The following is a 25,246-nucleotide window of genomic DNA, read 5'->3' on the forward strand; positions in this document are numbered from 1 at the left end:
CCCGGCGCGGGTCACCGGCCCTGACGGGGGCGGCGGGTACGGTGGCCTCATGGCGACCAGTACCAAGACGACCTCGCGCGGGCGCGGCAGCGCGACTCCGCGCTCCGGCGCGCCGCGATCCGGCCGGGGCTCGGGCAAGGCGGCCGCCGAGACGAAGACGGTGGCCTTCGAGTCCGCCCCGCGCACCAACCCCGCCGTGCGGCTCTGGATGGCGCTGGCCCACCTCGCAGGCGGCGCGGCGCGCGCCCTCGGTCCCGAGCGCCTGGCGAAGGAGGAGCGCCGCGACGGCGTCCCCTTCCTCCTGCTGCTGCTGGCCGTCGCGGGTGCGGTCGTCGAGTGGTTCCTCGCGACCGACCCGGTCGCTCTGGTTCTGGACGCGTGGAGCTTCGGCGGCTTCTTCGGCCGGGTCGCCTACGTGCTGCCGGTCGTCCTGCTCCTCTTCTCCCTCTGGCTCTTCCGGCACCCCCGGTCCGTCGACGACAACGGGCGGATCGGCGTGGGCGTCATCACGCTGCTCGTCGCCTCCGCCGGCATCTGCCACGCGCACCTCGGCCTGCCGCAGCCGGGGCAGGGCATCGAGACCATGGCGGCAGCGGGAGGCGTCCTCGGCTGGCTCGTGGGCGCCCCGCTCGCGGCGATCGCCACCGTCCCGGGCGCGACCGTGCTGCTGTCGCTCGTGATCCTGCTGTCGCTGTTCATCATCACCAAGACCCCGCCGAACCGCATCGGCGCGCGCTCGCGGGAGCTCTACGGCTACCTCTTCGGCGCCCCCGTGCTCGACGACGAGGAGCGCGCCCGCCTGAAGGCCGAGCGGGCCGCCGCCAAGGCCGCGGCGAAAGCGGAGGCCGAGCAGGAGGAGGACGCGCAGCAGGACGGCGGAGAGCTGCCCTGGTGGCGGCGCACCGAGTCCGGGCGCGAGGACGAGCCGACCGTGCAGACCGAGCTCCCGATCGACTCCTTCACCGAGGTCATCGAGGGCACCGCGCCCGCCCGAGGCCGCGCGAAGGGCTTCGACTCCGCGCTCGAGGAGCGCGACGACGAGGCCCACCCGCCGACCCGCTCCTACGCCACCGAGGTGCTGGCCGAGGCCGAGACCGCCGAGGCGGCGCTCGCCCGCTTCGAGCAGACGGGCGCGTCCCGCGGCGCGACCGGAGTGGTCGACGACGACGCGACCGAGGTCATCCGTCTCGACCGCCTCGACGTGGCGCCCGCCGTCCCGATCCCGCCCGTCATCGAGACCGGCCCGATCGCTCCTCTCGCCGAGGAGGACCCGACCGCCGGCTTCGACTCCTCGTTCGAGGACGACGCGCCGTACCGCCTCCCCTCGGCGGCCGCCCTCTCGACGGGCACGCCCTCCAAGGCGCGCTCGGCGGCCAACGACGAGATGGTCCGCGCCATCACCGAGGTGCTGCAGCAGTTCAACGTGGACGCGACCGTCACCGGCTTCTCCCGCGGCCCGACCGTCACCCGCTACGAGATCGAGCTCGGCCCGGGAGTCAAGGTCGAGCGCGTCACCGCGCTCAGCAAGAACCTCTCCTACGCGGTCGCCAGCAACGAGGTCCGGATCCTCTCCCCGATCCCGGGCAAGAGCGCGATCGGCGTCGAGATCCCCAACACCGACCGCGAGATCGTCTCGCTGGGCGACGTCCTCCGCTCGCCGGCGTCGACGACGTCCACGCACCCGATGACCATCGGCGTCGGCAAGGACGTCGAGGGCGGCTACGTCGTGGCGAACCTCGCCAAGATGCCGCACCTCCTGGTCGCCGGCTCCACCGGCTCCGGCAAGTCCAGCTTCGTCAACTCGATGATCACGAGCCTGCTCATGCGCGCGCGCCCGCAGGACGTGCGGATGGTCCTGATCGACCCCAAGCGCGTGGAGCTCACCATCTACGGCGGAGTGCCGCACCTGATCACTCCGATCATCACGAACCCCAAGAAGGCCGCCGAGGCGCTGCAGTGGGTCGTGAAGGAGATGGACATGCGCTACGACGACCTCGCGTCGTTCGGGTTCCGCCACATCGACGACTTCAACGCGGCCGTCCGCGCCGACGAGATCAAGCTCCCCGCCGGCAGCAGCCGCGTCCTCAAGCCGTACCCCTACCTCCTCGTGGTGGTCGACGAGCTCGCCGACCTCATGATGGTCGCCCCGCGCGACGTCGAGGACTCGATCGTGCGGATCACGCAGCTCGCGCGCGCCTCGGGCATCCACCTCGTGCTCGCCACGCAGCGGCCGAGCGTCGACGTGGTGACCGGCCTCATCAAGGCGAACGTGCCCAGCCGCCTCGCCTTCGCGGTGACCAGCGTGACCGACTCGCGGGTCATCCTCGACCAGCCGGGAGCCGACAAGCTCATCGGACAGGGCGACGGCCTCTTCCTCCCCATGGGCACCAACAAGCCGATGCGCGTCCAGGGCGCCTGGGTCCGCGAGGACGAGATCGCGAAGGTCGTCGAGCACGTCACCCGCCAGGCGCAGCCCGAGTACCGCCAGGACATCACCGTCCAGGCGCAGCGCAAGGAGATCGACTCCGACATCGGGGACGACCTCGAGCTGCTGGTCGCTGCGGCGGAGCTCGTCGTCAGCACGCAGTTCGGCTCGACCTCGATGCTGCAGCGCAAGCTCCGCGTCGGCTTCGCCAAGGCGGGCCGCCTGATGGACCTGCTCGAGTCGCGCGAGGTCGTCGGTCCCTCCGAGGGGTCGAAGGCCCGCGACGTGCTGGTCACCGCCGAGCAGCTGCCGGGCGTCCTCGCGCGGATGCGCGGCGAGGACCCGGGCGACGGGCCTGCAGCGCCGTCCTCGGTCGCCCCGGACCCCTACGCGGATCCGCTGGCCGAGCCGACGGGGCCCGCCGCCACGGACTACCACGACGACGACGAGGGGTCCGGCGAGGACGCCTGGACTCTGACGGGACGCGAGTGACCGTCCCGGTCGCCCGCACTGCGACGAACGGCGGAGCACGATGACCGACCCCACCGCACCGGCTCCGGCCGCGCCGGGCAACTGGAACCTGCCGAACGCGATCACGGTCGTCCGGATCCTGCTGGCGCCCGTCTTCTTCTGGCTCCTGCTGGCCGACGGGGGGCAGGACGGCGGGATCCGGATCGCGGCGGCGCTGCTGTTCATCGTCGCCATCGCCACGGACGGGATCGACGGGCACATCGCCCGCAGCCGGGGCCTCGTGACCGATCTCGGCAAGCTCCTCGACCCGATCGCCGACAAGGTGCTCACCGGGGCGGCGCTGGTCGGGCTCTCGATCCTCGCGGAACTGCCGTGGTGGGTGACGATCGTCATCCTGGTGCGCGAGATCGGCATCACGGTGTTCCGGATGGCCGTGCTCTCGGACCGGGTGATCCCGGCGTCGCGGGGCGGCAAGCTCAAGACGATCGTGCAGTCGATCGCGATCTCCCTCGCTCTGCTGCCGCTCTGGGCCGTCCTCGGCGAGTGGGTCCACTGGCTCAACGGCATCACGATGACCGCGGCCGTGGTCCTCACCGTCGCCACCGGGATCGACTACCTCGCCGACGCCGCCCGCCAGAGCCGGGCCGCCCGGTCGACGCGGTGACGGCTGCGCATCTGATCGCCGAGCTCCGGCGGCGGGGCGTCGACCTCGCCGTCGCGGAGTCCCTCACCGGCGGTGCGCTCAGCTCGGCCCTGGTGGAGGTGCCCGGCGCCTCCGCCGTGTACCGCGGGGGAGTGGTGAGCTACGCCACCGACCTCAAGGACCGGCTCCTCGGGGTCGACGCGCGGGTCCTCGACGAGCGGGGGCCCGTCGATCCCGGAGTCGCCGTGCAGATGGCGCGCGGAGCGTCCTCGCGGCTCGCAGCCGACGGGCGGCCGACGCTCGGCCTGGCGACCACGGGAGTCGCCGGTCCGGATCCGCAGGGTGATGCCGCTGTCGGCACCGTCTTCGTGGCGGCCGTCCTCGGCGAGGACGAGCTCGTCCGCGAGCACCGGTTCGACGGCGACCGCGCCGCGATCCGCGCCGCCTCGGTCGACGCGGCCCTCGCCCTCGGCGCGGAGCTGCTCGCCCGCGGGGCATGAGGCGGATACCCAGCCGGAGCCTTCCGGGAATCGGAATGCGCCGCATTGCGGCCCGGTTACATCTGGTGTCGCTCACACGCAAAGTCCAGTCATCCGGTATTAGAGTCGACTCCATACGAACCGGGTAGTGAACAGCTATCCGGTTCTCTCGTCCCAGCCCCCCGATCACCCGCTCCGGAGTACTCCGGCGCCCGTGCTCGCGGTGCAGGTGCACGACATGCGGTTGACGTGGAGAAGGAGGGTCCAGTGGTTCTAGTTCGTCAGGAGATCGGCGATGTCCTCAGGGACTTTCGCCTGCAGAAAGGTCGTACGCTCCGTCAGGTGGCGAGCAAGGCGAGCGTTGCGCTCGGCTACCTGAGCGAGGTCGAACGCGGTCAGAAGGAGGCCTCCTCGGAGATCCTCGCCTCTGTCGCCGACGCCCTCGACACCCCCATCTCGGTGATCATGCGCGAGGTCGGCGATCGTCTCGCCGTCATCGAGGGCATCGACACCATCCCCGACACCATCCCGGCCGACATGGTCGCCGGCTTCGACGCGGACCTCGTCACGCAGTAGTCGGCTCCCGTCCTCCTCCACTCACCGCACCCCGTTCCACGCGAAGGGCGCCCAGGCTCCGGCCGGGCGCCCTTCGGCGTTCCCGGGGGAGTGCCGCTCCCGGGCAGCGGCTACCGTGGACGCATGCGCTTGAGCGAGTTCCGGCAGCTGGTCGACGACGAGTTCGGCGGCGCCTACGCCCGTGTCCTGGTCTCCGACCTCGTGCTGACCGAGCTCGGTGGCCGTACCGCCGAGCGCGCCCTCGCGGACGGAGCGGAGCCGCGCGAGGTCTGGCTCGCACTCTGCCGCGCCAACGACGTCCCCGAGGCGCGGTGGCACGGCGTGGATCCGCGGAGACGCCACCGCTGACGTGCCCGCCGCCGAAGCCGTGTTCGACACGCCGACGGCTCGTGCTCGAATCCGTGTTCGAACGGGTCTAGGCTCCTCCACAGAAGCAGGAACGGCCCCGTCTCCACGGAGTCGCTCTCGCTCGGCCCCGATGTCGGTGGTCGGGCGTACCGTCGGAGACACCTGAACGGACCTGCTTCACCGCCTTGTCGCAGCCGGCCGGCACTGTCACTCCGACAGCCACCGGCATGTCGCGACAGCCTGTAGGCGACACCACCACGAACACGAGAGCGAGACGGCCATGCCCAGTTCCTCCGACCGCGAGAAGTCCCTCGAGACCGCACTCGCCCAGATCGACCGCCAGTTCGGCAAGGGCGCCGTCATGCGCCTCGGCAGCGACGACCGCGCCCCCGTCGAGGTGATCCAGACCGGTTCGATCGCGCTCGACGTCGCGCTCGGGATCGGCGGGCTTCCCCGCGGCCGCATCGTCGAGATCTACGGCCCCGAGTCCTCCGGAAAGACGACTCTCACGCTGCACGCGATCGCGAACGCCCAGCGGAACGGCGGCATCGCCGCGTTCATCGACGCGGAGCACGCGCTCGACCCCGAGTACGCCAAGAAGCTCGGCGTCGACATCGACTCCCTCCTCGTGTCGCAGCCCGACACCGGAGAGCAGGCGCTCGAGATCGCCGACATGCTCGTGCGATCGGGCTCGATCGACCTCATCGTGATCGACTCCGTCGCGGCCCTCGTGCCGCGAGCCGAGATCGAGGGCGAGATGGGCGACTCCCACGTCGGCCTGCAGGCCCGCCTCATGTCCCAGGCGCTGCGCAAGCTGACCGGCGGACTGAACACCACCAACACCACGATGATCTTCATCAACCAGCTGCGCGAGAAGATCGGCGTCTTCTTCGGAAGCCCCGAGACCACGGCGGGCGGCAAGGCGCTCAAGTTCTACGCGTCGGTCCGCCTCGACATCCGCCGCATCGAGACGCTGAAGGACGGCACCGACGCGGTCGGCAACCGCACCCGCGTCAAGGTCGTGAAGAACAAGATGGCCCCGCCCTTCAAGCAGGCCGAGTTCGACATCCTCTACGGAGTCGGGATCTCCCGCGAGGGCAGCCTGATCGACTTCGGCGTCGAGCACGAGATCGTCCGCAAGTCGGGCGCCTGGTACACCTACGACGGCGACCAGCTCGGCCAGGGCAAGGAGAAGGCGCGCCAGTTCCTCATCGACAACCCCGATGTGGCCGCCGAGATCGAGAAGCGCATCCTGGTCAAGCTCGGCGTGATCGTCGACCCGAACGCGGCCGTCGAGGCCGCTCCGGTCGCGATCGAGACCAAGCAGCCCGTGCGCAAGGGCGCCTAGCCCGTGGCGGAGAAGGCCGCGGAGGGGGCGAAGGGCCGCCCCGTGGCCTTCCTGCCCTGGGTCGACCGGGGTGAGGCGGGCGACGAGGGCTGGGCTCCGGCTGCTCCGGACTCAGATGGTCCCGAGTCCGCGGGGCGACCGCCCGAGGCCTCGTCGCAGGTCGCCGAGGCCCCGAGGCCTGCCGGCCGGAAGGCCGCGGTCGCCGGGTCGGAATCCACTGCTCCTGACGAACGTGCGTCGCACTCCTCCGAGCGGATCGCCGAGCTGTCGGCCCACGTCGCCCGACGTGCACCAGCATTCGTCGAGGACGCGGACGACACGGAGGACGGCGAGCCGATCGAGGTCCCCGAGGAGATCGACCCTGAGCAGGTCGCGGATCGGATCGTGCGCGGACTCTCGCGCAAGAGCCTGTCCGTCGCCGAGGTCGAGGCGCGCCTCTACACGGAGGGCGTGGCCGAGAAGGACGCGCTCGAGATCCTCGAGCGCTTCACGCGCTTCGGCTACCTCGACGACCTGCGCATGGCGGAGCAGCTGGTCGTCTCGCTGCGCGACCGCAAGAAGCTCGGCCGCTCCTCGATCCAGCAGGAGCTGCGCGCGCGGAAGATCGACCCCGAGGCGATCGCGTCCGCGCTCGACGAGCTGGACGGCGACGACGAGTACCGCACGGCTCTCGAGCTCGCGCGCAAGCGGCTGCCGAGCCTGCGCTCGCTGTCCGACGAGGTCGCCGAGCGCCGCCTCACGGGGTTCCTCGCGCGGCGCGGCTACGCCGGCGGGCTCGTGCAGCGCGTCGTCCGCGAGACGATCCGCAAGCCGGGGTCCAGCGTCCGCTTCCGCTGACGCGGCGGGCCGGGAGCGGTCCGACCGGAGCGTAGAATCCCACACCATGAGCACGCTCGGTACCGCCCCGTCGCCCGTCGTCGAGACCCGGCCGAGGACCTACGAGGTCCGCACGTTCGGGTGCCAGATGAACGTGCACGACTCGGAGCGGTTGAGCGGCTCGCTCGAGGCGGCGGGCTACGTGTCCGCCGACGGAGCCGAGGCCGACGTCGTCGTGATCAACACCTGCGCGGTGCGCGAGAACGCCGACAACAAGCTCTACGGCAACCTCGGCCACCTCGCGTCGGTGAAGCGCCGTCACGAGGGGATGCAGATCGCGGTCGGCGGCTGCCTCGCGCAGAAGGACAAGAACGTCATCCTCGACCGCGCCCCGTGGGTCGACGTCGTCTTCGGCACGCACAACATGGGCGCACTCCCGAGCCTGCTCGAGCGGGCCCGCCACAACGACGAGGCGCAGCTCGAGATACTCGAGTCGCTCGACGTCTTCCCCTCCACGCTCCCCACCAAGAGGGACTCGACCTACAGCGGCTGGGTCTCGATCTCGGTCGGCTGCAACAACACCTGCACCTTCTGCATCGTGCCCTCGCTGCGGGGCAAGGAGAAGGACCGGCGTCCCGGCGACGTGCTCGCCGAGATCCAGGCACTCGTCGACGACGGCGCCATCGAGGTCACGCTGCTCGGTCAGAACGTGAACTCCTACGGCGTCGAGTTCGGCGACCGTCAGGCGTTCTCGAAGCTGCTCCGCGCCGCGGGCACCATCGGAGGACTCGAGCGGATCCGCTTCACGAGCCCCCATCCCGCCGCGTTCACCGACGACGTGATCGACGCCATGGCCGAGACCCCGGCGGTGATGCCGCAGCTGCACATGCCGCTCCAGTCCGGCTCCGACCGCATCCTCAAAGCGATGCGCCGCTCGTACCGCTCCGAGAGGTTCCTCGGCATCCTCGACCGGGTGCGCGACCGCATCCCGCACGCGGCCATCAGCACCGACATCATCGTGGGCTTCCCCGGCGAGACCGAGGCCGACTTCCAGGAGACCCTGCGGGTGGTCGAGGCGGCCCGCTTCGCCTCCGCCTTCACCTTCCAGTACTCCATCCGGCCCGGCACGCCGGCCGCGACGCTGGCCGACCAGATCCCCAAGGCGATCGTCCAGGAGCGCTACGAGCGGCTCGTCGCCCTGCAGGACGCGATCAGCGAGCAGGAGAACCGCACGGTCGTCGGCCGCGAGGTCGAGGTCCTGGTCGCGACCGGCGAGGGGCGCCGCGACTCGGAGACCCACCGCCTGAGCGGACGCGCCGAGGACAGCCGCCTGGTGCACTTCGACGTGCCCGAGGGCTCCGAGCAGCCGCGTCCCGGAGACGTGGTCTCGGTCCGGGTCACCCGCGCCGCGCCCTTCTACCTCCTGGCGGACTCCTCCGACGGCGCGCCGCTCCGCATCCGCCGCACCCGCGCGGGCGACGCCTGGGACCGGGCGCAGACCGAGTCCTGCGGGGTTCCGGCCGCCCCGGGTGCGAGCGGTGCGCCCCGGGTCTCCCTGGGGCTGCCGTCTCTGCGCGTGCGCGACGCCGGCACGCTGACGACGCCGATCTACGACGCCCTCGATGGCGAGCGCTGAGGCCGGAGCCCCCGATCCTGCGCCGGAGCTGATCGCGGTCGTCGGCGCGACCGGCACGGGCAAGTCCGACCTCTCGCTCGATCTCGCCGGGGCGATCCGGCAGGACGGCGGCGCCGCCGAGATCGTGAACGCCGACGCGATGCAGCTCTACCGCGGGATGGACATCGGCACCGCGAAGCTCCCCGTCGATGAGCGGCGGGGCGTCCCGCACCATCTGCTCGACGTCCTCGACGTGACGGAGGAGGCGTCGGTCGCCCGATACCAGAGCGAGGCGCGGCGGGTGATCGAGAGCGTGCTGGCGCGCGGAGCGACGCCGATCCTGGTCGGGGGCTCCGGCCTGTACGTCTCCAGCGTCGTCTTCGAGTTCTCCTTCGCGGGAACGGACCCGGAGGTTCGGCGCCGCCTCGAGGAGACCGCCGAGCGCGAGGGCCTGGGCGTCCTCGTCGAGCGGCTGCGCCGGATCGACGCCGGAGTGGCCGCGCGCATCGGTCCGCACAACGCCCGGCGCATCGTCCGCGCGCTCGAGATCGCGGAGCTGACCGGCGGGAGCACGCACAGCGCGCTGATGTCCGACGAGCCGGTTCCGTGGCGTCCCGCCTCGATCCTGTTCCTCGAGGCTCCGCGGGAGGAGCTGGTGCAGCGCCTCGACCGACGGGTGGAGAGGATGTGGGCGGCCGGCATGCTCGACGAGGTCGAGCGGCTCGTCCCTCTCGGCCTGGAGCGCGGCGTCACCGCCGGCCGCGCCATCGGGTACGCCCAGGCGCTCGCCCAGCGTGCCGGCGTCCTCCGCGAGGAGGAGGCGATCGCGGCCACGCAGGCCCTCACGCGCCGCTACGCCCGCCGGCAGAACAGCTGGTTCCGGCGCTACGCCGGCGCCCACCGGCTCCCGTACGACGCGCCGGACCTGGCGTCGCGGGCGCACGCCGTCGCCCAGGCCGCCGCACCCGCTCCTCGCTAGGCTGTGCGCCATGACGATCGAGCTGCACTTCACCAAGGGCCAGGGCACCGGCAACGACTTCGTGCTCTTCAGCGACCCGGACGGTGAGGTCGACCTCTCGCCCGCGCAGATCGCGATGATCTGCGACCGCCACTTCGGCGTCGGCGCCGACGGCGTGATCCGAGCCGTCCGCTCCCGGGCGATCCCGGAGGGGTCGGCGGCCCTGGCCGAGGAGAGCGAGGCGGAATGGTTCATGGACTACCGCAACGCCGACGGCTCCCTCGCCGAGATGTGCGGCAACGGCATCCGCGTCTACGCCGCGTTCCTGCTCGCGGGCGGCCTGGCGACGCTCGAGCCCGGCGACACCCTGCCGATCGGCACCCGCGCCGGCGTCCGCGACGTGACCCGCAGCGGAGCCGGATTCCAGGTCGACCTCGGCCGCTGGGAGCTGGCGGGCGGCGAGCCCCTGGTGCGGGCGAAGGAGCTGAAGGTCGCGCGCCCCGGCATCGGGATCGACCTCGGCAATCCGCACGTGGTCGTCGCCCTCAGCAACGACGAGGAGCTCGACTCCGCCGACCTCTCCTACATCCCGCAGCTCGACCCGGAGCCCGAGGACGGCGCGAACGTCGAGTTCGTCGTCCCCGGCGAGCCCCTGGTCCACGACGGTATCGGGCGGATCCGGATGCGGGTGCACGAGCGCGGCAGCGGCGAGACCCTGAGCTGCGGCACGGGTGCCGCGGCGGCGGCGCTTGCCGTGCGCTACTGGGCGGGAGCCCGCGCTCCGCAGGCCTGGCGCGTCGAGGTCCCGGGCGGCACGCTCGGCGTGACGATGTTCGCGGCGGAGGAGGGCGAGCACGTCGGGCTCTCCGGTCCGGCCGACCTCGTCTTCACGGGGACGATCCGGATCGACTGAGGGCCGGGTCAGCCCAGACGGGTCGTCCGCAGCACGCGGAAGCCCTTCGCCGAGGAGACGCGCTGCACGTCGAGCCGTCCGGCGAACGCGGTGGCGAGCCAGGACTGCAGCGAGTCGGAGCCGAGGTTGCGCTGCACGACGAGCCAGGCGTCCGCGCCCTCCTCGAGGCGTGGCAGCCAGCGCTCGAGCAGGAGGTGCAGCTCCTCCTTTCCGATGCGGATCGGCGGGTTCGACCACACGGTGCGGAAGCGCACGTCGTCGGGAACATCCTCGGGCAGCACGGCGTTGACATTGAGGACGCCGAGTTCCTCGCAGTTGCGACGGACCAGCTCGAGCGCCCGCTGGTTGACGTCGACCGCCCACACCCGGGCGTCGGGGGAGGCGAGGGCGAGCGCGAGGGCGATCGGACCCCAGCCGCAGCCGAGGTCCAGCAGGTCCCCGTCAGCGGGGGCGTCGGGCACTGCGTCCAGCAGGACGCGCGTGCCGAGATCGACGTGACCGGGGCTGAACACCCCTCCTGCCGTCGTGACCTCGAGGTCGCGGCCGGCCAGGCGGACCGGGATCCTGCGGGGCCGGAGGTCGCCGTCGGGAGTACTCGAGAAGTAGTGCTCGGCGGCCATGAGAAGTGAACCTATCAACACCTGAGGAGTTAGTGTTATCCGGATGACGGAAGACCTGAACGAGACCGACACGACCGAGGCCGTGGACGTCGTCTCGAGGGTCCTGGCGAACGCGCAGTCGCGCTCGGCAGGGTACTCGCGCTTCGTCGCGGGTGGAGCCCAGGCGCTGCAGAGCGCCGGCCACGAGGGCGAGAACAGCGACGGCGAGCAGTTCGACCGCGACGACCGGCAGGCGCTGCGACGCGTCGCCGGCCTCTCGACCGAGCTCGAGGACGTCACGGAGGTCGAGTACCGCCAGTTGCGCCTGGAGAACGTCGTGCTCATCGGCGTGTACTCGCAGAACTCGCTGGAGGACGCGGAGAACTCGCTGCACGAGCTCGCCGCGCTCGCAGAGACGGCGGGAGCGACGGTCCTCGACGGCCTGCTCCAGCGCCGCCCGCATCCCGACCCGAGCACCTATCTCGGCAAGGGCAAGGCCCAGGAGCTCGCGGGGCTCGTCGCGGCCCTCGGCGCCGACACGGTCGTCGCCGACACCGAGCTCGCTCCGAGCCAGCGCCGCTCGCTGGAGGACGTGGTGAAGGTCAAGGTGATCGACCGCACCGCGGTGATCCTCGACATCTTCAGCCAGCACGCGAAGAGCCGCGAGGGCAAGGCGCAGGTCGAGCTCGCGCAGCTCGAGTACCTGCTCCCGCGACTGCGCGGCTGGGGCGAGTCGATGTCCCGCCAGGCCGGAGGCCAGGTGGGCGCGGGGGCCGGAATGGGCTCGCGCGGTCCGGGTGAGACGAAGATCGAGCTCGACCGCCGCCGCATCCACACCCGCATGGCACGCCTGCGGAAGCAGATCACGGCGATGAAGCCCGCTCGCGAGGCCAAGCGCGCGAACCGCAAGCGCAACTCCGTTCCCTCGGTGGCGATCGCGGGCTACACGAACGCCGGCAAGTCGAGCCTGCTGAACCGGATGACCCACGCGGGCGTCCTCGTCGAGAACTCGCTCTTCGCGACCCTCGACGCCACTGTCCGCAAGGCCCAGACGAAGGACGGGCGCCTCTACACGCTCGCCGACACCGTCGGCTTCGTGCGAGCGCTTCCGCACCAGCTCGTCGAGGCCTTCCGGTCGACGCTCGAGGAGGTGGCGGACTCCGACGTGATCGTCCACGTCGTGGACGCCTCCCACCCCGATCCCGCCGGGCAGATCGCCACCGTGCGCGACGTGATCGGCGAGGTGGGCGCCCGGAGCATCCCCGAGATCATCGCCTTCAACAAGGCCGATCTCGTGGACGAGGGCACGCGGCTGGTGCTGCGCGGTCTCGCTCCGGACGCGGTCTTCGTGTCGGCGCGCAGCGGCGAGGGCATCGACGAGCTGGAGGCGCGGATCGCCGAGATCCTGCCCGAGCCCGACGTCGAGATCGACCTGCTCGTGCCGTACGACCGCGGCGACGTCATCTCTCACCTGCACCGCAGCGGCCGGATCCTGTCGACCCAGTACGTCGAGGGCGGCACCCACGTGGTCGCCCTCGTGCACGCCGATCTGGCGGGCTCGCTCACCGAGTTCGCAGTTCCACGGGCGGCCGTCCAGGCCTGATCGCCACCACCCGAGCGCCCGTCTCCCCGTCAGGGAGGCGGGCGCTCCGTGCGTCCGAGGGGAGGTGCGGCGTCCCGCGCCATCGACCCGCGGCGGCGGTCCGAGGACACGCAGACGGAACGGCGGCGGACCTCCACAGCCTTCCCGCGACCGCGACGGCGGGCACGCGGCCCGATCAGCCGGTGCCAGCCGAACGCAGGAGGGGCCCGACCGGTATGCAGCCGGTCGGGCCCCTCCTGGCTGCGCGGGGTCAGACCGAGCGGAGGACCGCCACGATCTTCCCGAGCACCTCGGCCTCGTCGCCGAGGATCGGCTCGAAGTTGGAGTTGCGGGGGAGCAGCCAGGTGTGGCCGTCGCGCTGGCGCAGCACCTTGACGGTGGCCTCGCCGTCGAGCATGGCCGCCACGATCTCGCCGTTCTCGGCGGTGCGCTGCGAGCGGACCACGACCCAGTCCCCGTCGCAGATCGCGGCGTCGATCATCGACTCGCCGACGACCTTGAGCATGAAGAGCTCGCCCTTGCCGACGAGCTGGCGGGGAAGCGGGAACACCTCGTCGATCTGCTGGTCGGCCATGATCGGCACGCCCGCCGCGATCCGGCCGACGAGGGGGACCATCGCCGCGTCGCCGACCGTCGCGGTCGACTCGAACGACCCGTCGTCCTCCGTCGAGCTGGGGACGTCGATGAGGATCTCGAGGGCGCGGGGCCGGTTGGGGTCGCGGCGCAGGTAGCCGCTGAGCTCGAGCTGGTTGAGCTGGTGGGTGACGCTCGACAGCGAGGCGAGGCCGACCGCGTCGCCGATCTCGCGCATGCTCGGCGGGTAGCCGCGGCTCGACACCGAGCGCTGGATCGCGTCGAGGATCGCGAGCTGCTTGGCGCTCAGGCTCTTCCGGCGCCGTCCGGCGGCCGCCTTCGTCTTGGCGGCCGGCGTCCCGGCCGTCTGCGCGTCGCTCACGATGCTCCCTCTTCCCGGTGCGCACGCCGCGTGCGCGCCCGCCCGGTCGCGACCCGACAAGGAATGTCGGTGGTCGCTGCTGTACTACGACCAGGCTCTCGAAACTGTATCCGCCGGAACTCCCGACTCGGAACATTCGTTCGAGTGTGTCGCGCGCGAGTCCGCGCGCGGATCGGCCGGGTGGGTCTCTTGACCGTCCCGTCGTTCGAAGATATGTTCGGTACAGGCGTTCGGGGTGGCCCTCCCGGCCGAGGGCCTCCCCGAATCCCTGTCGAAAGGAGCGATCTCATGACCGCACAGCTCACCTCCCGCCCGCTGCAGCACTCGTCCGCGGCTCGGCCCGTCGAGGCCCTGCCGTCCGCTCCCGAGCCGATGAACGCGTCCTCCGGACCGCGGGTCGTCCGCACCCGCCTGCGCCTCACCCGCCGCGGCCGCGTCGTGGTCGCCGCACTGGGTGCCCTGCCGATCGTGGCGGGCGCCTTCGCCTTCGGGCTCAACGGCGGCGGCGCGGTCGCGTCGAGCGATGCCGCGGCTGTCGAGTTCCAGTACGTCACCGTCCACGCGGGCGAGTCGCTCTGGTCGCTCGCCGAGGAGCTCGCCCCGCAGGCGGACCCGCGCGACGTGGTCGATGACATCCTTTCCCTCAACCAGCTCTCGAGCGCGGGCGTCGAGCCCGGGCAGCGCCTCGCCGTCCCGGCCGAGTACGACACCGCTCGCTGAGCCGGGCGGCCCGGTCGGGCGCTTCGCTACCATTCCCTGGTGACGACTCTCGACGATCTGCCCCTCCGCGACGACCTCCGGGGCAAGCACCCGTACGGCGCGCCCCAGGCGATCGTGCCTGTGGCCCTCAACGTCAACGAGAACACCCATCCCGTTCCGGACGACGTGATCGCCGACATCGTCGAGCGGGTGTCCGAGGCGCTCCGGACCGTCAACCGGTACCCCGACCGCGAGTTCCGGGAGCTGCGTGACTCCCTCGCGGGCTACCTCGGTCACGGGCTCACCGCGGACGGAGTGTGGGCTGCGAACGGATCGAACGAGGTGCTCCAGCACGTCCTGCAGGCGTTCGGCGGTCCCGGGCGCTCGCTTCTGGGCTTCGCGCCCACCTACTCGATGTACTCGATCCTCGCGTCGGGGAGCGGAACGGAGTGGATCCCCGCTCCGCGCGAGGCGGAGTTCGAGGTCGGAGCCGAGTACGCCGCCGAGCAGGTGCGCCGGGCCCGGCCCGACATCGTCTTCCTCTGCGCTCCGAACAACCCGACCGGGACGCCGCTCGACCTCGCCGTGATCGAGGCGGTCTACGACGCGACCGACGGCGTCGTCGTGGTCGACGAGGCGTACGCCGAGTTCGCCGGCAGGGGCGCACCGACCGCGCTGAGCCTCCTCCCCGGCCGACCGCGCCTGCTCGTGTCCCGCACCATGAGCAAGGCCTTCGCCTTCGCCGGCGTCCGTCTGGGCTACCTCGCCGCCGACCCCGCGGTGATCGACGCGCTCCGCCTCGTCCGCCTCCCGTACCACCTGTCGGCCCTCACCCAGGCCGCCGCGACCGCCGCTCTCGCTCACGCCGACGAGATGCTCGCGATGGTCGGCGAGATCATCGTGCAGCGCGACCGGATGATCGACGGCCTGCGCGCCCTCGGCTACCGTCCGTACGCGACCGGCAGCAACTTCGTCCTCTTCGGCGGCGTCGCGGATCCGGCCGCCGTGTTCGAGGGCCTGCTCGCCCGCGGGGTCCTCATCCGCGACGTCGGCATCCCGAACCACCTCCGCGTCAGCGCCGGCACGGAGGAGGAGACGACCGCGTTCCTCGAGGCGCTCGCCTCCCTCCCCGCCCCGTCAGCCGACCCCGCGGTGGCGCTCTCGCGCGAGTGAGCTCCGCCCGGGGGCGGTGACGCGGCGCGAATAGACTGGGAGGCATGACCTCCCCGAGCGCCGCACCCGGGCGCACCGCCTCCCTCAGCCGTGCCACCAGCGAGTCGAGCATCGAGCTCTCCCTCGACCTCGACGGCACGGGCGTCGCCGACCTCGAGACCGGCGTGCCCTTCTTCGACCACCTGCTGACGGCGTTCGCGAAGCACTCGCTCACGGACCTGCGCGTCCGTGCCCGCGGCGACATCGAGATCGACATCCACCACACGGCGGAGGACATCGGCATCGTGCTCGGCACGGCCATCCGGCAGGCGCTCGGCGACAAGGCCGGGATCTCCCGCTTCGGCGACGCTCTCGTGCCCCTCGACGAGGCGCTCGTGCAGGCGGTCGTCGACATCTCGGGGCGCCCCTACCTCGTGCACACCGGCGAGCCGGAGGGCTTCGCGCTGCACCTGATCGGCGGCCACTTCACCGGATCGATGGTGCGCCACGTCTTCGAGGCGATCGCCTTCAACGCCGGCCTCACCGTGCACATCACGGTGCTCGGCGGCAGGGACCCGCACCACATCGCCGAGGCGGAGTTCAAGGCGTTCGCGCGCGCCTTCCGCAAGGCGAAGGCCCTCGACCCGCTGGTCTCCGGCGTGCCGTCGACGAAAGGCGCGCTGTGAGCTCGGCACGTGCCTCCGTCGTGGTCTACGACTACGGCTCGGGGAACGTGCACTCCGCCGTCAAGGCGCTCGAGCTCGCCGGTGCCGACGTCGAGCTGACGGGGGACCGGCAGCGGGCTCTGGAGGCGGACGGCCTCCTCGTCCCCGGCGTCGGCGCGTTCGACGCCGTGATGTCGGCGCTGACCCGCGCCCGCGGCGGCGAGATCATCGAGAAGCGCCTCGCCGGCGGGCGCCCCGTCCTGGGCATCTGCGTCGGGATGCAGGTGCTCTTCGAACGCGGCGTCGAGCGCGGGGTCGAGAGCGAGGGCCTCGGGGAGTGGCCCGGGACGGTCGACCTCCTCCCGGCCGACGTCGTCCCGCACATGGGCTGGAACACCGTCTCCGCCCCCGACGGCTCGGTGCTGTTCGACGGCATCGCCGAGGAGCGCTTCTACTTCGTGCACTCCTACGGCGCCCGCGAGTGGTCGCTCGACGTGATGCCGCCGTTCCCGCGTCCCGCCGTCACCTGGGCCGACCACGGCGGCCCCTTCATCGCCGCGGTCGAGAACGGGCCGCTCTCGGCCACCCAGTTCCACCCCGAGAAGTCGGGCGCCGCCGGGCTCCGGCTCCTCGCCAATTGGCTGGGCACCCTCCGCACGAACTAGGATCGGCCGGTGGTCGGCGCCTCCAGGGGCCGGCACCGGCTCCGAGACTGAGGATGACGATGAGCGAGTTCACCAAGGCCCCGGGCCTGGTCCTCCTGCCCGCGATCGACGTGGCGGGCGGCAAGGCCGTGCGGCTCACGCAGGGCGAGGCCGGGACCGAGACCAACTACGGCGACCCCATCGACGCCGCGGGCGACTGGGCCGACCAGGGCGCGGAGTGGATCCATCTCGTCGACCTCGACGCCGCCTTCGGCCGCGGCGACAACCACGGCATCATGAAGAAGGTCATCCGCCAGGTGAAGGGCGTCAACGTCGAGCTCTCCGGCGGGATCCGCGACGACCGGAGCCTCGAGTCGGCCCTGAGCGCCGGCGCGAAGCGCATCAATCTCGGAACCGCGGCGCTCGAGAACCCCGAGTGGGCCGCGAGCGTCATCGCGCAGTACGGCGACCAGATCGCCGTCGGGCTCGACGTCCGGGGCACCACGCTCGCCGCGCGCGGCTGGACCAAGGAGGGCGGTGACCTCTGGCAGGTCCTCGACCGCCTGGAGGAGGCCGGCTGCACCCGCTACGTCGTCACCGACGTCACCAAGGACGGCACGCTCAAGGGCCCGAACCTCGAGCTCCTCGAGCAGGTCATGGCCCGCACCCACCGGCCCGTGATCGCCTCGGGCGGCATCTCGAACCTCGACGACATCGCCGCTCTGCGCGACCTCGTGCCGCAGGGCCTCGAGGGCGCGATCGTCGGCAAGGCGCTGTACGCGGGCGCGTTCACGCTCGCGGAGGCCCTGGATGTCGCATCCGAGTGAGCCCCGCCCGCTCCCGGCGCATCTGACCGACTCGGCCGGCACCCCCTGGGCGGGTCGGCACTTCGAGCCGAGCGCCGCGCCCGAGGACGACGGGAGCGCTCCGGAGGCGCTGGTCGCCGCGCTCGCGTCCTTCGCCCGTGCTGCGCGCGGCCCGGAGGCCGTGGTCGACGCGCTCCGCACGTCCCGCCTGCTCATCCCCCTGGTCGCCCGCCTCGGCGAGGAGGCCGAGGGCGTCGGGGGACTCCGGGCGGACAAGACGCAGGAGCTCGCGATCGTGACGGTCGCCGGACCCGACGGCCGCACGGTGCTCCCCGTCTTCAGCGGCGTCGAGAGCATGCGCCGGTGGGACCCCGCGGCCCGTCCCGTCCCGGTCGACGGGCGCCGCGCGGCCCTGGCGGCCGTCGCGGAGGGCACCGAGGTGATGGTCCTCGACCCCGCGTCCGAGCGGGAGTTCGCGGTCCGGCGCCCGGCCCTCTGGGCGATCGCGGAGGGCGGCGACTGGCGGCCCGCTCACGCCGATGCGGTGGTGCTCCGGGCTCTGCGCGCAGCTGCGGAGGGGGAGCGGGCGGTCGCCTCGCTCGAGGTGCGCGCAGGGGACCCGGAGCAGCGCCTCGCGGGACCCGAGCTCGTGGTGGTGCTGAGCCTGCGCCCGGGGCTCGATCAGGACGCGCTCGGAGCCCTGGTCGCGCGACTGGGGGCACGGTGGGCGGCCGACGAGACCGTCGCGCAGCGTGTCGACTCGATGACGCTGCAGCTCGCCGCCGCCCGCTGACTCCCGGTCAGGTGACCGGGCCGGTCCACTTCTCGCCCGGGCCCTTGCCGATCGGGTCGGCGATGGGGGAGGCCTCGCGGAACGCGAGCTGGAGGGTGCGGAGGCCGTCGCGCAGGCTCCGGGCGTGCATGTCGCTGATGTCGGGCGCGCCGGCCGTGACCAGGCCCGCGAGCGCGTTGATGAGCTTGCGGGCCTCGTCGAGGTCGACCTGCGCTCCGGGCTCGTCGGCGAGCCCGCACTTGACGGCGGCCGCGCTCATCAGGTGCACGGCCGCGGTGGTGATGATCTCCACCGCCGGGACCTCCGCGATGTCGCGGGCCGCCTCCACGTCGGAGGCTCCGCCGTCCTCGCCGAATCGTCGCGTGTAGTCGTCGTCGTACTGGGCCATGGGTCCTTCGTTCGTCGTCCGTGGTGGAGGGGCGCGGCCGCCGGAGCGGCGGATCGAGGGGCGGCCGGATCCGCTCTGTCGGGCGGGCCGCCGGTCTGCTATGGTTGTCCGGGCTCCGAGGCATGTCCTCGGTTCGAAAGTGGAGATTCTCCCACCCGCGCTTGACCGCTTCACAAGGTTACCGGGTCAGAAGCACTCCGCCCCCGAGGGTCGTCAGACCACCGGAGGCAGGGCTGCGGCTCTCGAGGTCCGCCTCGGGAACCGCGTCACAGGGTGCGAGCGCCGTGCTGCAGGCACGACGTGGACGGGACGATCACCTCTCTCGGGTGCGCTGGAGAAGACTCCGGCAGCGCAGCTGCACTCACCGAGATCAGAGGAGAAACGCAATCAGCGATCCCCGTACCAACGACCGTATCCGCGTCCCCGAGGTCCGCCTCGTGGGTCCCGCAGGAGAACAGGTCGGCGTCGTCAAGATCGAGGTCGCCCTGCGACTCGCGCAGGACGCAGACCTGGACCTGGTCGAGGTCGCCCCCAACTCCAAGCCGCCCGTGGCCAAGATCATGGACTACGGGAAGTTCAAGTACGAGCAGGCTCAGAAGCTCAAGGAAGCCCGTCGCAACCAGGCGAACACGATCCTCAAGGAGGTCCGTTTCCGCCTGAAGATCGACAAGCACGACTACGAGACCAAGCGCAAGCGCGCCGAGGGCTTCCTGAAGGCCGGCGACAAGGTCAAGGCGATGATCCTCTTCCGCGGTCGCGAGCAGTCGCGCCCCGAGATGGGCGTCCGTCTGCTCCAGCGCTTCGCGGAGGACGTCGCCGAGTTCGGCCAGGTCGAGTCCACCCCGACCATCGACGGTCGCAACATGGTGATGGTCATCGGCCCGCTGAAGAACAAGTCCGAGGCGAAGGCCGAGGCCAATGCGGTCCGCGCCGCTCGTCGCGAGGCCAACACCCCCGAGGACACGGCCGAGGCCGAGTCCGTCTAGTACTTCGCCGCCCCTGCCTCGGGGCCGGTGGACGCCCCGCTCGCGGGGCACCGGTTTCGCCCCGCCGAGTGCGGAGTGACGTTCACAAGGAGAGAACATGCCCAAGATGAAGACCCACTCGGGTGCCAAGAAGCGCTTCAAGGTGACCGGCTCCGGCAAGCTCATGAAGCAGCAGGCCGGTATGCGTCACAACCTGGAGTCCAAGTCCAGCGTGCGCACGCGCCGCCTCAACCAGGACCAGGTCCTCGCCCCGCAGGACGCCAAGGTCGCCAAGAAGCTTCTCGGTCTGTAGCCCACCGCCGGCGCAGCCCGCTGCGCCGCGTGGTCGCTACTCAGCCGACACGGATCGATAGGAAGAAACAGCAATGGCAAGAGTGAAGAGGGCCGTCAACGCCCACAAGAAGCGTCGGGTCATCCTCGAGCGCGCCTCGGGCTACCGCGGCCAGCGGTCGCGCCTCTACCGCAAGGCGAAGGAGCAGGTCACCCACTCCCTCGTCTACTCGTACCGCGACCGCCGCGCCAAGAAGGGCGAGTTCCGTCGTCTCTGGATCCAGCGCATCAACGCCGCGTCCCGCGCGAACGGCCTGACCTACAACCGCTTCATCCAGGGCCTCGCCCTGGCCGGCGTCCAGGTCGACCGCCGCATCCTCGCGGACCTCGCGATCACCGAGCCGGCCACGTTCGCCTCGCTCGTCGCGACCGCGAAGAGCGCGCTGCCCGCCGACACCTCGGCGCCCAAGGCCGCAGCGTAGTCAGCACGGCTTCCCGGAGGGGGTCGCGACCGAGAGGTCGCGGCCCCCTCCGTCGTTCGCGGGGCCGTCCCGCGCCGTGTCTGCGGGGGCGGCGATCACCGCGCCGATAGGCTCGCCGCATGCTCGACAACCCCCGCTCTCCCCGTGTCCGCTCCGTGGCGAAGCTCACCCGCCGCCCGGCCCGGCTCGAGACGGGGCTCTTCCTCCTCGAGGGCCCGCAGGCCCTGTCCGAGGCGCTGCAGTACCGCCCGGAGCTGATCGTCGAGTCGTTCGCGACTCCGACCGCTCTGGAGCGGCACCCCGAGATCGTCGCCGCCGCCGCCGAGGCGGAGGTCGAGATCGAGTACGTGACCGAGGACGTCCTCGACGCGATGGCCGACACCGTCACCCCGCAGGGCTTCGTCGCGGTCTGCCGCCAGTTCCCCACCTCGCTCAAGGACGTCGTCGCCTCCGAGCCGCGCCTCGTGGCAGTGCTCGAGGAGGTCCGCGATCCGGGCAACCTCGGCACGATCATCCGTGCCGCCGACGCCGCCGGTGCCGACGCGGTCGTGCTCTCCGGCCGCTCGGTCGACCTCTACAACCCCAAGGTCGTGCGCTCCACGACCGGCTCGCTCTTCCACCTCCCGGTCGCGGTCGGCGCCGACCTCGCGGACGTGCTGGGCCGGCTCCGCGGGGTGGGCCTGCGCTCCGTCGCGGCCGACGTGAAGGGGGAGGATCTGCTCGAGGTCCGCGCACGCGGGGACCTCGCCCAGCCGACCGTCTGGGTCTTCGGGAACGAGGCGCGCGGCCTCGAGGACGAGTCGCTCGCCCTCGTCGACGGCGTGGTCGCGGTGCCCATCTACGGGGCGGCGGAGTCGCTCAACCTCGCGACCGCGGCGTCCGTCTGCCTCTACGAGAGCGCGTTCGCGCTGCGTTCCTGAGAGGAATCGGCGCGGGGGAGCCGCCAAGCTGGAGAACAGGGCGCGTTGTTACCCTTCGGTTAAGAATTCCCTCATGATTTGACCGGCCCATCCCCGTGTGATTCTCTGACGGCATGGTCACAGCCCCGCAAGACGAGCGCGCCGCCGCTCCCGCCGGTGAACCCCTCGTCGTCCTCTCCGGAGTGCAGAAGCACTACGGCGACTTCCAGGCACTGAAGGACATCGATCTGACGGTGCACCGGGGTGAGGTCGTCGTGGTTCTCGGCCCTTCCGGATCCGGCAAGTCGACGCTCTGCCGCACCGTCAACCGCCTCGAGACGATCTCGGGCGGCACCATCACCATCGACGGGCAGAAGCTCCCGGAGGAGGGCACGGGCCTCGCCGCGCTCCGCGCCGACGTCGGGATGGTCTTCCAGTCGTTCAACCTCTTCGCGCACAAGACGATCCTCGAGAACGTCACCCTCGGCCCGATCAAGGTCCGCGGGGTCTCCCGCAAGGACGCGGAGGCCCAGGCCACGGCGCTGCTCGACCGGGTCGGCGTCGGCCACCAGGCCGCCAAGACCCCGGCCCAGCTCTCGGGCGGGCAGCAGCAGCGCGTCGCGATCGCGCGGGCGCTGGCGATGAAGCCCAAGGTGATGCTCTTCGACGAGCCCACCTCGGCGCTGGACCCCGAGATGATCAACGAGGTCCTCGACGTGATGGTCGGGCTCGCCAAGGAGGGGATGACGATGATCGTCGTCACCCATGAGATGGGCTTCGCGCGGAAGGCCGCCGATCGCGTCGTGTTCATGGCCGACGGCGAGATCCTCGAGGACACCGACCCGGAGTCGTTCTTCACCGCGCCCCGCACCGACCGGGCCAAGGACTTCCTCTCCAAGCTGATCACGCACTAGAAGCGCGATCAGCAGCCACCAGGCAGGTCGGGCCCGTGATCCGGGATCCGACCCGACATCGCCCGCTCCGGCGGGCCGAACCCCAGGAAGGACGATCATGCGCACCAGGCTCATGTTCATGACCGCGGGACTCGCAGCAGCGACCCTCGCCCTCGCCGGCTGCTCCGGCGACTCCGGAACCGCCGGCGGCGGCGCCGGAGGAGGCTCCGAGGGAGGGACCTCCGCGTACGAGGTCGCCTCCGACGTCACCCTCGAGGGCAGCCCGACCTTCGACGCGATGACCGCGGACGGCAAGGTCGTCATCGGCGTCAAGGAGGACCAGCCCGGGCTGGGCTACCTCGACGCGGCGACCGGCGAGCGCTCCGGATTCGACATCGAGATCGCGAAGTGGACCGCCGCCTCACTCGGCTTCGCGGCAGACGCCATCGAGTTCCAGGCGATCCCCTCGGCCAACCGCGAGGCGTCGATCGTGAACGGCGACATCGACTACTACGTCGGCACCTACTCGATCACGGACAAGCGCAAGGAGCAGGTCGGCTTCGCCGGACCCTACTTCGAGACCGGCCAGCAGCTGCTCGTCGCCGCCGACAACGACACGATCACCGGACCGGACGACCTCACCGCCGACACCACCGTGTGCTCGGCCACCGGCTCCACCCCGATCCAGAACATCCGCACCAACTACCCCGAGGTGAAGACCGAGGAGTTCGACACGTACTCGCAGTGCGTGGACGCCCTCTCCGACGGCACCGTCGACGCCGTCACCACCGACGGCGCGATCCTGATCGGCTACGCCGCGCAGAAGCCCGACGAGCTCAAGGTCGTCGGCGAGCCCTTCAGCACCGAGCTGTACGGCATCGGCCTGCCCAAGGACGACGACGCCCTGCGCCACTTCGTCAACGGCATGCTGACCGACGGCGGCGAGACCTGGAGCGCCATCTACGACGAGACGCTCGGCCAGTCCGGCACGACCGTCACCCAGCCGGCGGTGAACGACTACTAGGAGGCGCCCCGGGCGGCCTCAGCGCCGCCCGGGGGTCACCCCCTCCTCGACCACCTCCACCGCTCCGACAGAAGGGCCAGCCGCATGGATGTCCTGTTGAACAACCTCGACGTCTACGTCCCGGCCTTCGGCAACACCCTGATCCTCTTCAGCGTCTCGCTCGTGTTCGCCCTGCTGATCGGAACGGTCGTCGGCGCGATGCGCGTCTCGCCCGTCCCGATCGCCCGCGCGGTCGGCACGGTGTACGTGAACACCATCCGGAACACCCCGCTCACGCTGGTGATGTTCTTCTTCGCCTTCGGCTACCCCAAGCTCGATCTGCCGCAGGTGGACTACACGAACCTCGCGATCTGCGCCCTCAGCCTCTACACCGCGACCTACGTCGCGGAGGTGCTGCGCTCGGGCATCAACACCGTGCCGATCGGCCAGGCCGAGGCGGCCCGCGCGATCGGCCTGGACTTCGGCCTGACCATGACGCAGGTCGTCCTGCCCCAGGCCTTCCGCTCCGTGATCCCGCCGCTCATGAGCGTCCTGATCGCGCTGCTCAAGAACACCACCGTCGCCGCCGGCTTCTCGGTCGCCGAGGCGGGCACCATCGTCCGCGTGCTCAACGAGCGCGGCGAGAACAGCCTCATCGTCGTCCTCTGGGTGGCCCTGGTCTTCGTGGTCCTGGTCACCCTGCTCTCGCTCGTCCAACGTCAGCTCGAGAAGAAGTGGAGGGTCGCCCGATGAGCTCCGTCCTCTTCGACAACCCCGGCCCCCGGGCCATCGTGCGCAACCGCGTCATCGGCGTCGTCGTCGTCCTGCTGATCGCGGTGTTCCTCGGCTTCGTGGTCTGGCGCTTCGCGGAATCGGGCCAGTTCGACGCCTCCAAGTGGCGCGCGTTCGGCTACCCGCTGGTCTGGCAGAGCATCGGCGCCGCCCTCGGCCGCACGCTCGCGGCCTTCGCCACGGCGGGCGTCGCCAGCCTCGTCCTCGGCCTCCTCCTGGCCATCGGCCGGCTCTCGGACCGCCGCTGGATCACCGTCCCCGTCACGCTCTTCATCGAGCTGTTCCGGGCGATCCCCGTCCTGATCCTGATGATGCTGATGTACTACGGCCTGCCGTTCGCGGGCCTCAAGCTCAGCCCCTACCTCGCCGTGGTCATCGCCCTGACCCTCTACAACGGCTCCGTCTTCTCCGAGATCTTCCGCGCCGGCATCGAGGCCCTCCCGCGAGGACAGAAGGAGGCGGGCTACGCGATCGGCCTGCGCAAGTCCGGCGTCATGCGGCTCATCCTGTTCCCCCAGGCGATCCGCTCGATGCTGCCCGTGATCATCGCCCAGCTCGTCGTCGCCCTCAAGGACACGGCGCTCGGCTCGATCATCACCTACAACGAGCTGCTGTACTACGCGCGCTACCTGGGCAACCAGTCGAGCCTGGACAGCCCGATCATCCCGGCCGCGATCGTCATCGGGGCGATCTACATCGGCATCTGCCTCCTCCTCTCGGGGCTGGCGAAGTGGATCGAGATCCGCACGAAGAGCGGCGGGCGCGGAGGCCGCACCATCGGCGGCCACCCCGCGGCCCGCGCGCAGACGGACACGCAGCTGATCGCTGTGCAGGATTGAACGGTGAGGATCGCCCGAGGGCGATCCTCACCGCGGTCGGCTTCCCGACGGGATCGGGTTCCGGAGAGCGTCCTGCGCCCGGCTACGGAGAATCGCTGACACGCGGTTCTCCTGTTCGCCTCGGGGTTCCTGCGATCGCTCAGCGCATGTGGCGGAGGTGCTCCGCTTTGGTCTCGTCGAGGCGGA

The 25,246-nt window shown here is 71.3% G+C and carries 28 protein-coding genes; 25 read left to right on the forward strand and 3 right to left on the reverse strand.

Going from position 1 to position 25,246, the window contains the following annotated elements:
• Positions 1-49: 49 nt before the first annotated feature.
• From C5D44_RS14975 to dapF, 10 genes are all read left to right on the forward strand, one after another.
• On the forward strand, positions 50-2,917 hold the full coding sequence (locus tag C5D44_RS14975) for a DNA translocase FtsK (protein ID WP_104282126.1): 2,868 nt from the start codon (positions 50-52) through the stop codon (positions 2,915-2,917).
• A gap of 40 nt (positions 2,918-2,957) precedes the next feature.
• Positions 2,958-3,560, forward strand: coding sequence for a CDP-diacylglycerol--glycerol-3-phosphate 3-phosphatidyltransferase (pgsA, locus tag C5D44_RS14980; RefSeq protein ID WP_104276115.1), 603 nt, complete (start codon positions 2,958-2,960; stop codon positions 3,558-3,560).
• Positions 3,557-4,039, forward strand: coding sequence for a CinA family protein (locus C5D44_RS14985; RefSeq protein WP_104276114.1), 483 nt, complete (start codon positions 3,557-3,559; stop codon positions 4,037-4,039). Before pgsA ends, C5D44_RS14985 begins: the two co-directional genes overlap by 4 nt.
• Before the next feature lie 246 nt (positions 4,040-4,285).
• Positions 4,286-4,594, forward strand: a complete 309-nt coding sequence (locus C5D44_RS14990) for a helix-turn-helix domain-containing protein (protein WP_068207524.1) — start codon at positions 4,286-4,288, stop codon at positions 4,592-4,594.
• Positions 4,595-4,717: 123 nt separating this feature from the next.
• On the forward strand, positions 4,718-4,942 hold the full coding sequence (locus C5D44_RS14995) for a DUF3046 domain-containing protein (RefSeq protein ID WP_104276113.1): 225 nt from the start codon (positions 4,718-4,720) through the stop codon (positions 4,940-4,942).
• Between the two features lie 280 nt (positions 4,943-5,222).
• Positions 5,223-6,290 (forward strand): recombinase RecA, encoded by a 1,068-nt coding sequence (gene recA, locus C5D44_RS15000; RefSeq protein WP_104224475.1) that lies wholly within the window; start codon positions 5,223-5,225, stop codon positions 6,288-6,290.
• Between the two features lie 3 nt (positions 6,291-6,293).
• Positions 6,294-7,127, forward strand: a complete 834-nt coding sequence (locus C5D44_RS15005) for a regulatory protein RecX (RefSeq protein WP_104276112.1) — start codon at positions 6,294-6,296, stop codon at positions 7,125-7,127.
• Between the two features lie 46 nt (positions 7,128-7,173).
• Positions 7,174-8,742: a tRNA (N6-isopentenyl adenosine(37)-C2)-methylthiotransferase MiaB gene (miaB, locus tag C5D44_RS15010; protein ID WP_104276111.1), complete on the forward strand. Its 1,569-nt coding sequence runs from the start codon at positions 7,174-7,176 to the stop codon at positions 8,740-8,742.
• Entirely contained in the window at positions 8,729-9,700 is a 972-nt protein-coding gene (gene miaA / locus C5D44_RS15015) for a tRNA (adenosine(37)-N6)-dimethylallyltransferase MiaA (RefSeq protein WP_104276110.1), read from the forward strand. The genes miaB and miaA overlap by 14 nt, the downstream gene beginning before the upstream one ends.
• A 10-nt stretch (positions 9,701-9,710) precedes the next feature.
• Positions 9,711-10,592: a diaminopimelate epimerase gene (gene dapF / locus C5D44_RS15020; RefSeq protein ID WP_104276109.1), complete on the forward strand. Its 882-nt coding sequence runs from the start codon at positions 9,711-9,713 to the stop codon at positions 10,590-10,592.
• A gap of 8 nt (positions 10,593-10,600) precedes the next feature.
• Here the strand turns inward: dapF and C5D44_RS15025 are convergent, their stop codons facing one another.
• A complete protein-coding gene (locus tag C5D44_RS15025; RefSeq protein WP_104282127.1) occupies positions 10,601-11,212 on the reverse strand; it encodes a class I SAM-dependent methyltransferase in 612 nt (203 codons plus the stop codon).
• Between the two features lie 43 nt (positions 11,213-11,255).
• Here C5D44_RS15025 and hflX point away from each other — a divergent pair, with 43 nt between their 5' ends.
• Positions 11,256-12,794 carry a GTPase HflX gene (gene hflX / locus C5D44_RS15030; protein ID WP_104282128.1) on the forward strand — a complete coding sequence of 513 codons (1,539 nt, stop codon included), beginning with the start codon at positions 11,256-11,258 and terminating at the stop codon, positions 12,792-12,794.
• Between the two features lie 250 nt (positions 12,795-13,044).
• Here hflX and lexA read toward each other — a convergent pair whose 3' ends face one another.
• Positions 13,045-13,749, reverse strand: coding sequence for a transcriptional repressor LexA (gene lexA, locus C5D44_RS15035; protein ID WP_104276106.1), 705 nt, complete (start codon positions 13,747-13,749; stop codon positions 13,045-13,047).
• Between the two features lie 288 nt (positions 13,750-14,037).
• On the opposite strand from lexA, the gene C5D44_RS15040 reads away from it, so the two are divergent.
• From C5D44_RS15040 to C5D44_RS15065, 6 genes are read left to right on the forward strand one after another with little or no spacing between them, the layout of a single operon-like run.
• Complete coding sequence (locus tag C5D44_RS15040) at positions 14,038-14,469, forward strand: LysM peptidoglycan-binding domain-containing protein (RefSeq protein WP_374953952.1); 432 nt, start codon at positions 14,038-14,040, stop codon at positions 14,467-14,469.
• A gap of 36 nt (positions 14,470-14,505) precedes the next feature.
• Positions 14,506-15,621, forward strand: coding sequence for a histidinol-phosphate transaminase (locus C5D44_RS15045; protein WP_104276105.1), 1,116 nt, complete (start codon positions 14,506-14,508; stop codon positions 15,619-15,621).
• Positions 15,622-15,665: 44 nt separating this feature from the next.
• Entirely contained in the window at positions 15,666-16,286 is a 621-nt protein-coding gene (gene hisB, locus C5D44_RS15050) for an imidazoleglycerol-phosphate dehydratase HisB (RefSeq protein ID WP_104282129.1), read from the forward strand.
• Positions 16,283-16,930, forward strand: coding sequence for an imidazole glycerol phosphate synthase subunit HisH (hisH, locus tag C5D44_RS15055; protein ID WP_104282130.1), 648 nt, complete (start codon positions 16,283-16,285; stop codon positions 16,928-16,930). Before hisB ends, hisH begins: the two co-directional genes overlap by 4 nt.
• Positions 16,931-16,989: 59 nt before the next feature.
• Complete coding sequence (gene priA / locus C5D44_RS15060) at positions 16,990-17,736, forward strand: bifunctional 1-(5-phosphoribosyl)-5-((5-phosphoribosylamino)methylideneamino)imidazole-4-carboxamide isomerase/phosphoribosylanthranilate isomerase PriA (protein ID WP_104276102.1); 747 nt, start codon at positions 16,990-16,992, stop codon at positions 17,734-17,736.
• Positions 17,720-18,508, forward strand: coding sequence for an SseB family protein (locus C5D44_RS15065; RefSeq protein ID WP_104282131.1), 789 nt, complete (start codon positions 17,720-17,722; stop codon positions 18,506-18,508). The genes priA and C5D44_RS15065 overlap by 17 nt, the downstream gene beginning before the upstream one ends.
• A gap of 7 nt (positions 18,509-18,515) precedes the next feature.
• Here the strand turns inward: C5D44_RS15065 and C5D44_RS15070 are convergent, their stop codons facing one another.
• Complete coding sequence (locus C5D44_RS15070; protein WP_104313470.1) at positions 18,516-18,896, reverse strand: DUF1844 domain-containing protein; 381 nt, start codon at positions 18,894-18,896, stop codon at positions 18,516-18,518.
• 437 nt (positions 18,897-19,333) lie between these two features.
• Here C5D44_RS15070 and infC point away from each other — a divergent pair, with 437 nt between their 5' ends.
• The 8 genes from infC to C5D44_RS15110 all read left to right on the forward strand — a co-directional run bounded on the left by infC (position 19,334) and on the right by C5D44_RS15110 (position 25,060).
• Positions 19,334-19,882, forward strand: coding sequence for a translation initiation factor IF-3 (infC, locus tag C5D44_RS15075; RefSeq protein WP_374952931.1), 549 nt, complete (start codon positions 19,334-19,336; stop codon positions 19,880-19,882).
• A gap of 97 nt (positions 19,883-19,979) precedes the next feature.
• Entirely contained in the window at positions 19,980-20,174 is a 195-nt protein-coding gene (gene rpmI / locus C5D44_RS15080; protein ID WP_056042364.1) for a 50S ribosomal protein L35, read from the forward strand.
• Positions 20,175-20,247: 73 nt separating this feature from the next.
• A complete protein-coding gene (gene rplT, locus C5D44_RS15085) occupies positions 20,248-20,634 on the forward strand; it encodes a 50S ribosomal protein L20 (protein WP_104224487.1) in 387 nt (128 codons plus the stop codon).
• 119 nt (positions 20,635-20,753) lie between these two features.
• On the forward strand, positions 20,754-21,554 hold the full coding sequence (locus tag C5D44_RS15090) for an RNA methyltransferase (protein WP_104276100.1): 801 nt from the start codon (positions 20,754-20,756) through the stop codon (positions 21,552-21,554).
• A gap of 113 nt (positions 21,555-21,667) precedes the next feature.
• Positions 21,668-22,447, forward strand: coding sequence for an amino acid ABC transporter ATP-binding protein (locus C5D44_RS15095; RefSeq protein ID WP_104282132.1), 780 nt, complete (start codon positions 21,668-21,670; stop codon positions 22,445-22,447).
• A gap of 97 nt (positions 22,448-22,544) precedes the next feature.
• The gene (locus tag C5D44_RS15100) at positions 22,545-23,450 is read left to right on the forward strand and encodes a glutamate ABC transporter substrate-binding protein (protein ID WP_181118529.1); all 906 of its coding nucleotides are present in this window, start codon (positions 22,545-22,547) and stop codon (positions 23,448-23,450) included.
• Positions 23,451-23,534: 84 nt separating this feature from the next.
• Positions 23,535-24,182: an amino acid ABC transporter permease gene (locus tag C5D44_RS15105; protein WP_104224491.1), complete on the forward strand. Its 648-nt coding sequence runs from the start codon at positions 23,535-23,537 to the stop codon at positions 24,180-24,182.
• Complete coding sequence (locus C5D44_RS15110) at positions 24,179-25,060, forward strand: amino acid ABC transporter permease (RefSeq protein ID WP_104276096.1); 882 nt, start codon at positions 24,179-24,181, stop codon at positions 25,058-25,060. The genes C5D44_RS15105 and C5D44_RS15110 overlap by 4 nt, the downstream gene beginning before the upstream one ends.
• Positions 25,061-25,246: the final 186 nt, after the last annotated feature.

This window comes from Rathayibacter sp. AY1B5 (assembly GCF_002932795.1).
GTDB lineage: Bacteria > Actinomycetota > Actinomycetes > Actinomycetales > Microbacteriaceae > Rathayibacter.